Genomic DNA, 13,771 nt, shown 5'->3' with positions numbered 1-13,771 from the left:
CAAGGCCTTTGGCTAGGATCGAGCTATGAACCAGGCGGACCACGGCGATGCCAACCAGTACCTCGAACGGGCGGTGTCCCTGGCCACCCGGAACGTCGCCGACGGCGGCGGTCCCTTCGGGGCTTTAGTGGTGACCAAGGACGGACGGGTGCACGAGGGCGTCAACCGGGTCACCCGCGATAACGATCCCACCGCCCACGCCGAGGTGGTGGCCATCCGCACTGCGGCTGCTGCCATCAGGAACTTCGACCTGCGCGGGGCAGTCCTGTACACCAGCTGCGAGCCGTGCCCGCTGTGCCTGGCGTCCGCCCTCTGGGCGCGGATCGACCGGGTCTACTACGCCGCCGACCGCTACGGCGCCGCGTCCGCCGGCTTTGATGACGCGCTCTTCTACGACTACTTCTCCGGTACCCGTCCGGAACTGCTGCCGGTCAGCAGGGGCGAGGTGCCGGCGTCGGACGCCCCGTTCCTGGCCTGGGGCGCGCACAAAAGCCGGAAGGACTATTAGGCATGGAAGCCTCGCTCACCCCCTGTCCCCACTGCGGGAAGACCAACCGGGTCCCGGCCAATGCCGCCGGCCGTCCCCGCTGCGGCAACTGCCGGGGCGGGCTGCCCTGGATCGTTGCGGCCGGTGATGCCGACTTCAGCATTGTGGCCGAGCAGTCGCCCGTTCCCGTGCTGGTGGACTTCTGGGCTGAATGGTGCGGACCGTGCCGGATGGTGAGCCCGGTCCTGGACAAGCTGGCCCGCGAACGCGAGGGCGCCGTCAAACTGGTGAAGGTCGACGTCGACAAGAATCCCGGCTTATCCCGCCGGTTCGATGTCCAGGCCATACCCACCCTGATGGTCATCGTTGACGGCAAAGTGGCCGCCCGGCAGGCAGGGGCCGCTCCGGCGGAGGTGCTGCGGACGTGGCTGGACGGGGCGCTTGCCGGAACCCGGCGTTAACGACGAAAGCGGCCTACACGCGCTCCGGAAGCCGGGACAGGCCCTCCAGCAGTTCGTCCCGCTTGCCGCACAACGCAATCCGCACCCAGCCTTCGCCAATGGAACCAAACGCCGTCCCCGGCGCGAGGGCAACCCCGGACCCGGCGAGGAAACGCCGGACCCATGCCCGGACATCGCCGCCGCTCACGTGCGAGACGTCGGCCCAGAGGTAGAACGCGCCGTCGGCCTTCAAATACGGGATGCCCTTGGCATCCAGCACGGCGGACGCGGCGTCCCGGTTGGCCCGGTAGTGTTCGTGGGCGTGCCGGACGTAATCCTGCGGCCCGGTAAGGGCGGCGAGCGCAGCGTACTGTGACGGCGATGCCACGCACGAAACGATGGACTCCATCACGTTGTTCATCTTTTGCTCCAGCCCGGGCGGGCAAACCAGGGCACCGATCCGAAGCCCTGTGAGCCCGTACGTTTTGGAAAGCGTCAACGAAGTGAAGACGCGCGCCTCGCCCGGCAGTACGCCGTCGAACCTGGCCGGACTCACGTGCGGCACGTCGTAGGTGAACGCCTCGTAGCACTCGTCGGAGATCACCCACAGATCGTGCCTCCGGGCCAACTCCACAATTTCGCGCGTGAGGTCTTCACCGAGGACCGCGCCCAGGGGATTGGACGGTGAGTTCAGGACCAGCACGCGGGTGCGGTCCGTGATGAGCGCCTCGATATCTTCGGTCCTGGGCTGGAACCGGTGCTGCGGGTAGAGCGGGTAGCCCACCGGGACGGCGTTGAGGAGCCTGCTGGTCATGGCAAAGGTGGGGTAGCCCGGATTGGGGATCAGGATTTCGTCGCCGGGGGAGAGCAGCAGGCTCATCGCGAAGTGCAGGCCCTGCTGGGCGCCGTCCACCACGTACACCCGGTCCGCGCCGATGGCGGTGCCGTGCCCGGCGCGTTCCCGGAACCGTGCGGCGAACGCCTCGCGCAGCGCGGGGATGCCCGCGTTGGGGGTGTAGTTGGTTTCGTCCCGGTCCAGGCAGGCGATCCCGGCGTCCAGGACGTGGCGGGGCAGCGGGAACCCGGGCTCGCCGATGCTGAGGACCAGGGCGCCCGGTGTGCGCCACGCAGCCTCGGTGATCTCGCGGATCTGGTTGACGGGCACATCGCGGACATGGGTGGCAAGCTCAGGCATGAGTGCCATCCTAACCGGCCCTTCAGCTGCCGCTTTGAGCTGCCCGCAGGGCCCGTTGACGGGTGGGCGGGAGCCGGGACTGGCGCCGATATACTGGGAAGCGTGCTTTCTGGACTGGTGATAGTGGACAAGCCGCAGGGATGGACCAGCCATGATGTGGTTGGCCGGATGCGGCGCATCGCAGGTACCCGGAAAGTAGGGCATGCCGGCACGCTGGATCCGATGGCAACAGGCGTCCTGGTGGTGGGCATCAACAAGGCCACCCGCCTGCTCACCTACATTGTGGGCACATCCAAGACGTACACCGCCACCATCCGCCTCGGTCAATCCACAGTGACGGACGACGCCGAAGGTGAAGTGACTGCCACGGCTTCCACCGTGGAGGTGGATGAGCAGGCCATTTACGACGGCGTTGCCGCCCTCACCGGGCAGATCCAGCAGGTGCCCAGCAGCGTGAGCGCCATCAAGGTCAACGGCGAACGTGCCTACGCTCGTGTCCGCTCGGGCGAAGAGGTCAAGCTCGCGTCCCGCCCGGTCACCATCCACCGGTTTGAGGTCCACAGCATCAGCAGGGACGCGGCGGCGGACGTGGTGGACCTGGATGTCACGGTTGAATGCTCCTCCGGAACCTACATCCGGGCGCTGGCACGCGACCTCGGCAACGCCCTGGGCGTCGGCGGGCACCTCACCGCCTTGCGGCGGACCCACGTGGGACCATACTCACTGGAGCAGGCCCGCACCCTGGAACAGCTCGCCGAAGAGCTTGATGTCCTCGACATGGCCGACGCCGCCCGCGCACTGATGCCCAACCGTGAGCTCAGCCCGGAAGAAACCACCGAGATCTCCTTCGGCCGCCGGATTGCCGCCGGCGCGGCCCCCGGTGCCGGTGCCACTGCCGAACATCCCGCAGCCGCCTTCGCCCCGGACGGAAGCCTGGTGGCACTGCTGGCCGATGCCGGCAGCTTTGCCAAACCCGTCCTGGTGTTCGCGCCTGGCACCGGCGGGCCGTCGAACGGCCCGGGTGCCTCCGACGGCCCCGTCACCTCCGACAGCCCTGGCACCTCCGACGGCCCGGGTGCCTCCAACAGCCCTGGCACCGGCACTTCCGGGGCGGCCTGAGCGTGGACGCGTATTTCTACATCATCCTGGTGGTGGGGTTGCTGTCCACCGGGGTCTGCCTGCTGGCGGGCATCCTGAAAAAGGCGCCGAACGACGTCACCATCCTCTCGGTAGCCGCCGTCGAGGTGGCACTCCTGGTGTACCTGGTGGGATCGATGGTGCGCGTCATCGCCGGTGAGCCCATTGCCGGGGAAGCGTGGGAGTTCTGGGGATACCTCGCCACGGCCATGCTGCTGCCGCCTGCTGCCGTGTACTGGTCCATCCTGGAACGCACCCGGTGGAGCAACTTTGTCCTGGCCGCCGTTGGCGTCACCGCACTGGTGATGGCCGCCCGTATGAACCAGATCTGGTACTGAAGTGGAAGAAGCACGCAACGTGAAAAACCAGAATCCCGCTGCCGCCAAGGGCGCAACCGCCAAGGGTGCAACCGCCGCCGGCGGGGAAGCCCCGGCAAGGAACACCCGGAACACCGGGCCCGGCCGCCTGCTGATCGCCGTTTACGCGGTGTTCGCCATCTCCGCCACCGCCCGTGCCGGGTACCAGATCCTCACCAAGTTCTCCGAGGCTCCGCTGGCGTACCTGCTGTCCGCGTTCGCCGCTCTGGTGTACGTGGTGGCCACCGTGTCCCTGGCGAAGGCCGGCAGCACCTGGTTCAAGGTGTCCGTGGCAGCGGTCCTCGTTGAGCTGGTGGGTGTGCTCGTGGTGGGTGCCCTGAGCGTGTTCGACTCTGTCCAGTTTCCGCACGAGACGGTCTGGTCCCTGTTCGGCCGGGGCTACGGATTCATCCCGTTGCTGCTGCCGGTGTTGGGCCTGGTGTGGCTGTACCGCCGCCGGCCCTCCTTGAATGCCTGACCGCCCCGCGGCCGGGAAATCGGTTGGCCGGTGGCAAAGCCGCACCGCTGAGTGCGGGTAATCTTTAGAGAGTTCCGTGGCCGGTACGGTCCTGAACGTTGATTTGCACGCAGTTTAAAGGCGAGGGTGATGGTCTACATCTGGAACGATCCGTCCGAGGTCCCGGCGGACTTCGGCCCATCTGTTGTCACCTTCGGCAACTTCGACGGGGTGCACCGCGGCCACCAGCAGGTGTTGTCCGAGCTGATCCGCACCGCCCGGCTCACCCGCTCCAGGTCCGTGGCCGTCACCTTCGATCCCCACCCCGCCCTGATCCACCGTCCCGAGTCTGCGCCCGAGCTGATCATGGGGCTGCAGGACAAGCTTGAAGCCCTGGGGGAGCTGGGCCTGGACGGCATCCTGGTGATGAAGTACTCCCTGGACCTTGCCAGCCTCACCGCTGAAGAGTTCGTGCAGCAGTTCCTGGTGGACTGCCTGCACGCCAGCCACGTGGTGATCGGCCATGACGCCCGGTTCGGCCGCGGCAATTCCGGCGACCTTGACACCATGAAGGCGCTTGGCCAGAAGTTCGGGTTCGAAGTCCGGGTGATCAGTGAGTTCGGCTCCGAGGGCTACCCCCTGCATGACGACGACGGCAAGGACCGCCGCTGCTCGTCCACCTGGGTGCGCGAAGCCCTCCAGGAGGGTGATGTGGCCACTGCCGCCGCCGTCCTTGGCCGCCCGCACCGGATGCGGGGCCAAGTGGTCCACGGCGCTGCCCGCGGCCGTGCCCTCGGATTCCCTACCGCCAACCTGTCGTCCAACGCCAGCGGCCTGATCCCCGCGGACGGCATCTACGCCGGCTGGCTGGTGGACCAGGCCGGGACGCGCTGGCCCGCGGCCATCTCCGTCGGGTCCAATCCCACCTTCGACGGCGTCAGCCGCCAGGTGGAAGCCCACGTCATCGACCGCCCACGGGAAGCCGTGGAGGACTTCGATCTGTACGACCAGACAGTAGTTGTCGAATTCGTGGCCCGGCTGCGGGGCATGGTGGCCTACCGTGGGCCTGAAGCCCTGGTGGACCAGATGCGCCTGGACGTGGTCCAGGCGCACGATTTGCTGGCCAGGCGCTAACCGTCCGCAGGCCAAGCGCCGCAGCGAAAGGCAGTACCGTGTCCGTTGAGAAGAACACCAGGAAACTGGACAAAGGTATTGTCCGTGATTTCAGCTCACGGATGAGCTACGCCTCCTACCTGCAATTGCCAACGCTGCTCAGCGCGCAGCACCCGGTCAGCGAGCCGGAACACCACGATGAAATGCTGTTCATCATCCAGCACCAGACCACCGAGCTGTGGCTGAAGCTGGTGCTGCACGAGCTGCGCAGCACTGCTTCCTGGCTCCGGAACGATGACCTGGGCTCGGCGCTCAAGGGGATCGCACGGGTCAAGCACATCCAGAAGACCCTCACCGAACAATGGTCGGTGCTGGCCACGCTGACCCCCACCGAGTACTCGCAGTTCCGCGGTTTCCTGGGCCACGCCTCCGGGTTCCAGTCCAGCCAGTACCGGGCCGTGGAGTTCATCCTGGGCAACAAGAACGGCAAGATGCTGTCCGTCTTCGAGTCCGATCCCGAAGCCCATGCCATGCTGGAGCAACTGCTCAACGCGCCCAGCATCTACGACGAATTCCTTGCCTACCTTGCCCGGCAGGGCTTTGATGTGCCCCGGTCCGTGCTGGAACGGGACGTCACCCAGGCCCACGAATTCAGGCCGGAACTCGTTCCGCTGTTCAAGCACATCTACGAGAATGCGGCGGATAACTGGGCTGCCTACGAGGCCTGCGAGGAGCTGGTGGACCTGGAGGACAACTTCCAGCTCTGGCGCTTCCGGCACCTGCGCACGGTACAGCGGACCATCGGCATGAAAACGGGAACCGGTGGCTCCAGCGGCGCCGCGTTCCTGCAGAAGGCCCTCGAGCTGACGTTTTTCCCGGAATTATTCGCTGTCAGGACGGAGATCGGCCAATGAGCATCCAGCAACAGCCCGTTGCACCGGGCGCAGAAGCGGCAGGCGCCTCCCTGCAGCAGCGCGCGGACGAACTGGACCGCCAGGACCCGCTGGCGCGCTACCGGAGCCTCTTCATCGGTACTGACACGCCGCTGTCCTACCTGGACGGGAACTCCCTGGGCCGGCCGCTGAGGCGGACAGCCGAGGATATCGGCGCTTTCATCCGCGACGGCTGGGGCGGCCGCCTGATCCGGGGCTGGGACGAGGAATGGCTGGAGCTGCCCCAGGCCATCGGCAACCAGCTGGGCCGGGCAGTGCTGGGCGCTGCGCACGGGCAGACCATCATCGCCGATTCCACCACCGTGGTCCTGTATAAAATGATCCGTGCGGCCCTCGCCGCCGTGGCGGACCCGGACCGGAACGAACTGGTCCTGGACACCGGAAACTTCCCCACGGACCGCTACCTGGTTGAAGGCATCGCCCTCGACGAGGGCCTGACGCTGCGCTGGATCGATGCCGATCCTGCGGCCGGGGTGACCGTTGACCAGGTGCGCCAGGCGGCGGGGCCGCGCACCGCCGTCGTACTTTTGAGCCACATCGCCTACCGTTCCGGCCATATGGCCGACCTGCCGGCCATCACCGAAGCAGTGCACGACGCCGGTGCGCTCGTTGTGTGGGACCTGTGCCATTCCGCTGGGTCGGTGGAGCTGGACCTGGACGGTGCCGGCGTGGACTTTGCTGCCGGCTGCACCTACAAGTACCTCAACGGCGGGCCGGGATCGCCCGCGTTCGCCTACGTCAACCAGCGCCACCTTGCCTCGCTCAACCAGCCGATCTGGGGGTGGATGGGGCGCAAGGACGCGTTCGAGATGGCTGCCGGATATGAGCCGGCTCCCGGTATCCGCGGATTCCTCAGCGGGACGCCGGCGATTTTCGGGATGCTCGCCATGCGCGGAACGCTGGACCTCATCGAGGAGGCAACCATGGCAGCCCTCCGGGCCAAGTCGGTGCGGCTGACCACCTTCGCCATCGAGATCTTCGACGCCTGGCTGGCGCCGCTGGGCGTGGAACTTTCCACGCCCAGGAATCCGGGGGAGCGGGGCAGCCACATCACGCTGGACCATCCCGCCTTCGCCAAGGAGGACGTGGCAGGGTTGTGGGACGAAGACGTCATTCCGGACTTCCGGGCTCCACACGGCATCCGGGTAGGCCTCTCGCCGCTGAGCACCAGTTTCGGGGAGGTCCTGCACGGGATGGCGGCAATCCGGGACCGGCTGAACCGCTGACTGCTGCACTGTTTCGACAAGATTGGGACGGGGCCGGTAAACTGGACGATGGATCCGGCTGCAGTCCGTGGCGGCTGGTTCCTGTTGCGTGCAGCACTGCCCGGGAGTTCCCTTTGGGAGATCCCTGACAGGTTGCGCCGGCAGACCCGGCAGTGAGTTTCTGACCTGGGCCCTCACGGCACATCCCTAGGAGTTATTGTGGCACTTGACGCCGCTGTAAAGCAGTCCATCATCAAGGAATACGCAACCGCGGAAGGCGACACCGGTTCACCGGAGGTCCAGGTTGCTGTCCTGACCCAGCGGATCAAGGATCTGACTGAGCACATGAAGGAGCACAAGCACGACTACCACACCCAGCGCGGTCTGCTGGCCATGGTTGGTCGCCGCAAGCGCATGCTGAGCTACCTCAAGAAGACCGACATCGCCCGCTACCGTTCGCTCATCGAGCGCCTCGGCCTGCGCCGCTAGTCGGACTTAGGGGCGGCCCTTTCCATTGCGGAACGGGCCGCCTTCTTCAAAAGAAAAATTAAACAGGAGGATCAACCGCATCACGCATTCGCGGTCCTCGGTAGTGATCCCCGGGAAGGGCTTCGTTGACAGAAGCCGGCGGCCCGTGGGTCTCGATCGATGACCGGGTGCAGGGCCAGTAGACAGATGCTGGCCGGGTTGATGCGGCTGGACTTCCGTCAAACAGAAACGGAGGTGACTCTCTTGGAGGGTCCCGAAATCCAGTTCTCGGAAGCAGTCATTGACAATGGCCGTTTTGGCAAGCGCGTAATCCGCTTTGAAACCGGCCGCCTTGCCAAGCAGGCAGCCGGCGCAGCCATGGTGTACATCGACGATGACACCGCACTGCTGTCCGCCACCACTGCCGGCAAGCACCCGCGTGAAGGCTTTGACTTCTTCCCGCTGACGGTCGACGTCGAAGAGCGCATGTACGCTGCCGGCCGCATCCCGGGCTCGTTCTTCCGCCGTGAAGGCCGCCCGTCCACCGAAGCCATCCTGGCCTGCCGCCTCATGGACCGCCCGCTGCGCCCCGCCTTCATCAAGGGCCTGCGCAACGAGGTCCAGATCGTCGTGACCGTCCTGGCGATCAACCCGGACGAGCTCTACGACGTGGTGGCCATCAACGCTTCCTCCATGTCCACCCAGCTTTCCGGCCTGCCGTTCTCCGGCCCCATCGGCGGCGTCCGCGTTGCCCTGGTCGCCGACGAAAACGGATCACAGTGGGTTGCTTTCCCGAAGCACTCCCAGCTGGAAAACTCCGTCTTCAACATGGTGGTGGCCGGCCGCGTTGCCGGTGACGACGTCGCCATCATGATGGTTGAAGCCGAAGCAACCGACAACTCCTGGAACCTCATCAAGGAACAGGGCGCCACCGCCCCCACCGAAGAGGTTGTTTCCGAGGGCCTCGAGGCTGCCAAGCCGTTCATCAAGGCACTCTGCGACGCCCAGGCGGACCTGGCTGCCCGTGCGGCCAAGCCCACCGTCGAGTTCCCGGTCTTCCTGGACTACGAGGACGACGCCTACGCCGCTGTTGAAGCCGCTGCCGCCGAGAAGCTGGCTGCCGTCTTCCAGATCGCCGACAAGCAGGAGCGCGACAACGCTTCGGACGCCCTGAAGGACGAAGTCCTGGGCAACCTCGCCGGCCAGTTCGAAGGCCGCGAGAAGGAGCTGTCCGCAGCATTCCGCTCGGTCACCAAGCACGTGGTGCGCCAGCGCATCCTCAAGGACCAGATCCGCATCGACGGCCGCGGCCTGACGGACATCCGCCAGCTCACCGCCGAGGTTGAGGTGCTGCCGCGGGTTCACGGTTCGGCCATCTTCGAACGCGGCGAGACCCAGATCATGGGTGTCACCACGCTGAACATGCTGAAGATGGAACAGCAGATCGACTCGCTGTCGCCGGTGAAGACCAAGCGCTACATGCACAACTACAACTTCCCGCCGTACTCCACCGGTGAAACCGGCCGTGTCGGTTCCCCGAAGCGCCGCGAAATCGGCCACGGTGCCCTGGCCGAGCGCGCGCTCGTGCCGGTCCTGCCGTCCCGCGAGGAATTCCCCTACGCCATCCGCCAGGTATCCGAGGCCCTCGGATCCAACGGTTCGACGTCGATGGGTTCCGTCTGCGCCTCCACCCTGTCGATGCTGAACGCCGGTGTGCCCCTGAAGGCCGCCGTCGCCGGCATCGCCATGGGTCTGGTTTCCGACCAGGTGGACGGCCAGACCCGCTACGCAGCCCTGACCGACATCCTTGGTGCTGAAGATGCCTTCGGCGACATGGACTTCAAGGTTGCCGGTACTTCCGAGTTCGTCACGGCCATCCAGCTGGACACCAAGCTCGACGGTATCCCCGCCTCGGTGCTGGCAGCAGCCCTGAAGCAGGCCCGCGAAGCCCGCCTGCACATCCTCGAGGTCATCAACTCGGCCATTGACACCCCGGACGAGCTCTCCGAGTTCGCGCCGCGCGTCATCGCCGTGAAGATCCCCGTGGACAAGATCGGCGAGGTCATTGGCCCCAAGGGCAAGATGATCAACCAGATCCAGGAAGACACCGGCGCCGACATCTCCATCGAGGACGACGGCACGGTCTACATTGGCGCCACCAACGGCCCGTCTGCAGAAGCAGCACGCTCCGCCATCAACGCCATCGCCAACCCGCAGGTCCCGGAAATCGGCGAGCGTTACCTGGGTACGGTCGTCAAGACCACCACCTTCGGTGCTTTCGTGTCGCTGACCCCGGGCAAGGACGGCCTCCTGCACATCTCCGAACTGCGCAAGCTGGCCAACGGCAAGCGCGTGGACAACGTCGACGACGTTGTCTCGGTGGGCCAGAAGGTCCAGGTGGAGATCACCAAGATCGACGACCGTGGAAAGCTCTCGCTCGCCCCGGTAGTTGCCGAGGAAGAAGGCGCCGAGGCTGAGACCGAGCGCGCCCACACCACGGAACCTGCTGAGGGTGCTGACGTCTAACACGTCCGGCTTGCGGGCCAAGCCCGCAGCACTTGCATGAATCGGCGGGGCCGGTGGATGATCCACCGGCCCCGCCGCTGTTACGATGGCAGCCAGATCCCGGCTGCCCCTTTTGAAAGGCCTCAATGACTGTTGTACCCCTGCCGCTTGAGCAGAACCACCGCGGCGACACCCTGGTCCACGGTTCCGACGGCGGCTCGGAAGTCCGGCGTTCGGTGTTGCCCGGGGGTGTGCGGGTCCTGACGGAGGCCATGCCGGGGCAGCGGTCTGCGACCATCGGCTTTTGGGTTGGTGTGGGTTCCCGGGACGAGGCGCCGGGACAGCACGGGTCCACCCACTTCCTGGAACATCTCCTGTTCAAGGGGACCAAGCGCCGGACCGCCCTGGAGATCGCCTCCGCCTTCGACGAGGTAGGTGGCGAGTCGAACGCTGCCACGGCCAAGGAAAGCACCTGCTACTTCGCCCGCGTTCTCGATACTGACCTGCCCATGGCCATCGACGTCATTGCGGACATGATCACCGGAGCGGTCCTGGACCCTGCGGAGATGGAGCAGGAGCGGGACGTCATCCTTGAGGAAATCGCGATGGACAGCGATGACCCTACGGACGTAGCCCACGAAAACTTTGTGTCAGCCGTTCTCGGCAACCACCCCCTCGGCCGGCCCATCGGCGGCACGCCGGACGCCATCAAGGCCGTGGCCCGCGACTCCGTGTGGGAGCACTACCAGCGGTATTACCGCCCGGACGAACTGGTGATCACCGCGGCCGGCGGCCTGGAGCACGACGTCGTCTGCGACCTGGTGGTGGACGCCCTCGAGTCCGCGGGCTGGTCGCTGAAGACCGATGCCGCACCCGTGGAGCGGCGGTCCACCGACCGGGCCCTGATCACCGGTACTGCAGGCCTGCACGTGGTCAAGCGCGCCGTGGAGCAGGCGAACATCATCATGGGCTGCCCCACTATCGTTGCCACCGACGACCGGCGCTATGTCATGAGCGTCCTGAACGCAGTACTGGGCGGCGGCATGTCCTCGCGCCTGTTCCAGGAGATCCGCGAGAAGCGCGGCCTCGTTTACTCCACGTATTCATTCGCGTCCTCCTACGCGGACGCCGGTTACTTCGGCATGTACGCCGGGTGCACCCCCTCCAAGGTGCGCCAGGTCCTGGACCTGCTGTCCATTGAGCTGGAGAAGCTCGCCGAGCATGGAATTTCCGACGACGAACTCCGCAAGGCTGTTGGCCAGCTCGGCGGCGGCATCGTGCTCGCCCTGGAAGACACGGGTTCACGGATGTCCAGGCTGGGCCGGGCCGAACTTGTCTCCGGTGAGTACCAGGACATCGACGAAACGCTGAGGCTGATCAAGGCTGTAACGGCGGAGCAGGTCCAGGACCTGGCGGCGGAGCTGGCTGCGGCACCCCGGACGGTGACAGTTGTGGGACCCTTTGAAGAGACCGAGACGTTCGGGCTCTGACCGGGCTAATGACGGGCTTGGCGGGAACGGCTCGATTTGACGGGAACGGCTTGATCTAGGGGGAACGGCAGGACCTGGTTGGTAACCCCGGCAACACTTTACCTCTGGAGGTGAGGGACGTGGAACAGACCTCGCCCGGCCGCGCGCCGCATGCCCTGGCTGGATTCCTCGGCCGCTGGCGGGGGAGTACGCGGTTCGCGTCCGGTGCCTGGGGGCCTGAGAGGACTGTCGACGCCGAGGTGACGTACACCCCGGTGGCTGGCGGATCTGCGGTGGTGCAGAGTTACAGCCACCGGGAACCGGACGGGACACATTTCGAAGGCCATGGCATCTTCACTGTCGATCCGGATCACCACGACGTTTTCTGGTACTACGTGGACAATGCAGGGCCGGCACCGGCCGCAGCGGTCCGCTGCACATGGCACAACGGAGCCCTGCGCGTCGAGCGCCGTGGCTCTTCCGGATGGACCCGCCATACGCTGCGGGTGGATGGCGACGTGTTGACGCATGTGACGGAGCTTCGTACCCGTGGCGACAAGGCCATGCGGGACAGCGGGCTGCACGAGGAAGCGGGAGCGGTCGACGGGACTGGCTCTGCCTACGTCCCGTTTATGACCTCGTCGTTCCAGCGGAGCTGACGTTTTCCGAGCAGGTTCGAACTTTAGAACAGCGTCGGACTTCAGTCGACTCCAGATTGCCGGCGGCTTCAGGAGTTGACCATGTCCCACTCCCGCTTGCGCTGCCACTCCTTGAGCGGGTCTTTGGGCAGTATCGGCGGGTGGGCGTAGAAGTCGTCCCAGATGGGATCGTCGGGCGAGAAGTCGTGGGGATCTTCAAGGTTGTCATCGATTGGCTCGGCAAAGGGCGGGTTAAAGTCCGGGAAGTCCATGGATCCAGTTGATTGTGTTGCGGGTGGATCTTGCGCAGGCGTCAGGAACCCGGTCGTGTCGGTTGCACGGGTCAGGAGTCCTGGGGTTTCGGTTCCCGGTGCATCCTTTGACTGTCGCATAAGACCGGTTGTATCGGTCAGGCCGGATGGCAGGAGCCCGGGTCTTTCCGGTGCACGGGCGGGGAATCGGGGCCTTTCGGTTGCGGGTGGATCTTGCGCAGGCAGGGATCCGGTCGTGTCGGTTGCATGCGTCAGCTGTTCGGCTGTGTCGGGTGCGCGGGTCAGGAGTCCGGGTGGCCAGTGGGGTGGTTCGTGGTCGGGTTGTTCGGCTTTGTAGTGTCGGCCGGTGGGTGAGGTCCAGCCGGGTGGTTCGGCCTTGGTGGCCGGTGTGGGTGTCCAGCCGGTGTTGTGCTTGAGTCGGTGGTGCTTTGGGCACAGTTGGGCCAGGTTGCTGATCCCCGTGTTGCCGCCATCCTTCCAGGCCTGAACGTGGTCTGCCTCGTTGTCCAGCGAGGGGTTGTTGCAGCCGGGGAAGGTGCATTTTCCATCCCTGAGTTGCAGGGCTTTTTTCATGGCCCTGGTGAGCCGGTAGCTGGTGCGGCCGATTTCCAGCGGTGCGCCGTTCCGGGGGTCGACCAGGACGCGGTAGAACGAGCTGGCACCGTTGGCGACGAGTTCGCGGGCCATGGAGGCGGGGATCGGACCGTAGCCGTCCAGGGTTGCCGGTTCATCCGTGATGTCGAATAGGGCGAGTACCGGCACGGTGACCAGGACGTCCGCCTTGGGTACCGGGACGTTGCCGAGGTCCGCGTACCCGTTGCCGCCGGTAGCTGGGTGCTCTGGGGTGCCGGGGGCCTCATGGTCGGTGGTGCTCTCGTACGCGGCGGTGCCGGTGGCGGCGGCGGTACCGGCGGGGGTGTCATTGACGCCGGCCGGCGCGAGCGAGGCCAGCCCGATCGTGCCCTGGTCGCCGTCGTCGGTGGCTACCGCGCTGCCGGTGCCTTCACCCATGTTGCCTTCCGGGCTGCTTTCACCCGGGTTGCCTTGACCTGTGGTGTTTTGTGTTGTGCTGGGTT

The 13,771-nt window shown here is 65.9% G+C and carries 14 protein-coding genes; 12 read left to right on the top strand and 2 right to left on the bottom strand.

Going from position 1 to position 13,771, the window contains the following annotated elements; translation table 11 throughout:
* The first annotated feature begins 25 nt into the window (after nucleotides 1–25).
* Together ARTSIC4J27_RS13370 and trxA are read left to right on the top strand one after the other, a co-directional pair.
* Complete coding sequence (locus ARTSIC4J27_RS13370) at nucleotides 26–508, top strand: nucleoside deaminase (protein ID WP_050055694.1); 483 nt, start codon at nucleotides 26–28, stop codon at nucleotides 506–508.
* Between the two features lie 2 nt (nucleotides 509–510).
* Entirely contained in the window at nucleotides 511–948 is a 438-nt protein-coding gene (trxA, locus tag ARTSIC4J27_RS13365; protein WP_050055693.1) for a thioredoxin, read from the top strand.
* 13 nt (nucleotides 949–961) lie between these two features.
* Here the strand turns inward: trxA and ARTSIC4J27_RS13360 are convergent, their stop codons facing one another.
* A complete protein-coding gene (locus tag ARTSIC4J27_RS13360) occupies nucleotides 962–2,122 on the bottom strand; it encodes a pyridoxal phosphate-dependent aminotransferase (protein WP_200900828.1) in 1,161 nt (386 codons plus the stop codon).
* Between the two features lie 102 nt (nucleotides 2,123–2,224).
* Here ARTSIC4J27_RS13360 and truB point away from each other — a divergent pair, with 102 nt between their 5' ends.
* The 10 genes from truB (at nucleotide 2,225) to ARTSIC4J27_RS13310 (ending at nucleotide 12,444) form a co-directional block, all read left to right on the top strand.
* Nucleotides 2,225–3,241 (top strand): tRNA pseudouridine(55) synthase TruB, encoded by a 1,017-nt coding sequence (gene truB / locus ARTSIC4J27_RS13355; RefSeq protein WP_235436676.1) that lies wholly within the window; start codon nucleotides 2,225–2,227, stop codon nucleotides 3,239–3,241.
* A gap of 2 nt (nucleotides 3,242–3,243) precedes the next feature.
* Entirely contained in the window at nucleotides 3,244–3,597 is a 354-nt protein-coding gene (locus ARTSIC4J27_RS13350; RefSeq protein ID WP_050055691.1) for a hypothetical protein, read from the top strand.
* 19 nt (nucleotides 3,598–3,616) lie between these two features.
* Nucleotides 3,617–4,093: a hypothetical protein gene (locus ARTSIC4J27_RS13345; protein ID WP_050055947.1), complete on the top strand. Its 477-nt coding sequence runs from the start codon at nucleotides 3,617–3,619 to the stop codon at nucleotides 4,091–4,093.
* Nucleotides 4,094–4,222: 129 nt separating this feature from the next.
* A complete protein-coding gene (locus tag ARTSIC4J27_RS13340; RefSeq protein WP_050055690.1) occupies nucleotides 4,223–5,206 on the top strand; it encodes a bifunctional riboflavin kinase/FAD synthetase in 984 nt (327 codons plus the stop codon).
* Nucleotides 5,207–5,244: 38 nt separating this feature from the next.
* Nucleotides 5,245–6,099 carry a tryptophan 2,3-dioxygenase gene (kynA, locus tag ARTSIC4J27_RS13335; RefSeq protein ID WP_050055689.1) on the top strand — a complete coding sequence of 285 codons (855 nt, stop codon included), beginning with the start codon at nucleotides 5,245–5,247 and terminating at the stop codon, nucleotides 6,097–6,099.
* Nucleotides 6,096–7,364: a kynureninase gene (locus ARTSIC4J27_RS13330; RefSeq protein WP_050055688.1), complete on the top strand. Its 1,269-nt coding sequence runs from the start codon at nucleotides 6,096–6,098 to the stop codon at nucleotides 7,362–7,364. The genes kynA and ARTSIC4J27_RS13330 overlap by 4 nt, the downstream gene beginning before the upstream one ends.
* 198 nt (nucleotides 7,365–7,562) lie before the next feature.
* Nucleotides 7,563–7,832 carry a 30S ribosomal protein S15 gene (gene rpsO / locus ARTSIC4J27_RS13325; RefSeq protein ID WP_043452786.1) on the top strand — a complete coding sequence of 90 codons (270 nt, stop codon included), beginning with the start codon at nucleotides 7,563–7,565 and terminating at the stop codon, nucleotides 7,830–7,832.
* Between the two features lie 243 nt (nucleotides 7,833–8,075).
* On the top strand, nucleotides 8,076–10,337 hold the full coding sequence (locus ARTSIC4J27_RS13320) for a polyribonucleotide nucleotidyltransferase (protein ID WP_050055946.1): 2,262 nt from the start codon (nucleotides 8,076–8,078) through the stop codon (nucleotides 10,335–10,337).
* 125 nt (nucleotides 10,338–10,462) lie between these two features.
* Nucleotides 10,463–11,806, top strand: a complete 1,344-nt coding sequence (locus tag ARTSIC4J27_RS13315; RefSeq protein ID WP_050055687.1) for a M16 family metallopeptidase — start codon at nucleotides 10,463–10,465, stop codon at nucleotides 11,804–11,806.
* 119 nt (nucleotides 11,807–11,925) lie between these two features.
* Complete coding sequence (locus ARTSIC4J27_RS13310; protein ID WP_050055686.1) at nucleotides 11,926–12,444, top strand: DUF1579 family protein; 519 nt, start codon at nucleotides 11,926–11,928, stop codon at nucleotides 12,442–12,444.
* Nucleotides 12,445–12,512: 68 nt separating this feature from the next.
* On the opposite strand, the gene ARTSIC4J27_RS22200 is transcribed toward ARTSIC4J27_RS13310, so the two are convergent.
* Nucleotides 12,513–13,771 (bottom strand): HNH endonuclease signature motif containing protein (locus ARTSIC4J27_RS22200; RefSeq protein WP_235436673.1); only part of this gene is annotated, 1,259 nt, incomplete at its 5' end.

Origin of the sequence: Pseudarthrobacter siccitolerans, assembly GCF_001046895.1 — a bacterium.
In the GTDB taxonomy this organism is placed as follows: domain Bacteria; phylum Actinomycetota; class Actinomycetes; order Actinomycetales; family Micrococcaceae; genus Arthrobacter; species Arthrobacter siccitolerans.
The sequence above is the reverse complement of the archived record's forward strand: the minus strand, read 5'-3'. Positions and strand labels throughout refer to the sequence as shown.

Excerpts from the sequence above, each read along its gene's own strand:
- ARTSIC4J27_RS13370 (WP_050055694.1), top strand. The coding sequence starts at position 26 with ATGAACCAGGCGGACCACGGCGATGCCAACCAGTACCTCGAACGGGCG.
- trxA (WP_050055693.1), top strand. The coding sequence starts at position 511 with ATGGAAGCCTCGCTCACCCCCTGTCCCCACTGCGGGAAGACCAACCGG.
- ARTSIC4J27_RS13330 (WP_050055688.1), top strand. The coding sequence starts at position 6,096 with ATGAGCATCCAGCAACAGCCCGTTGCACCGGGCGCAGAAGCGGCAGGC.
- ARTSIC4J27_RS13315 (WP_050055687.1), top strand. The coding sequence starts at position 10,463 with ATGACTGTTGTACCCCTGCCGCTTGAGCAGAACCACCGCGGCGACACC.
- ARTSIC4J27_RS13360 (WP_200900828.1), bottom strand. The coding sequence starts at position 2,122 with ATGCCTGAGCTTGCCACCCATGTCCGCGATGTGCCCGTCAACCAGATC.
- ARTSIC4J27_RS13340 (WP_050055690.1), top strand. The coding sequence starts at position 4,223 with ATGGTCTACATCTGGAACGATCCGTCCGAGGTCCCGGCGGACTTCGGC.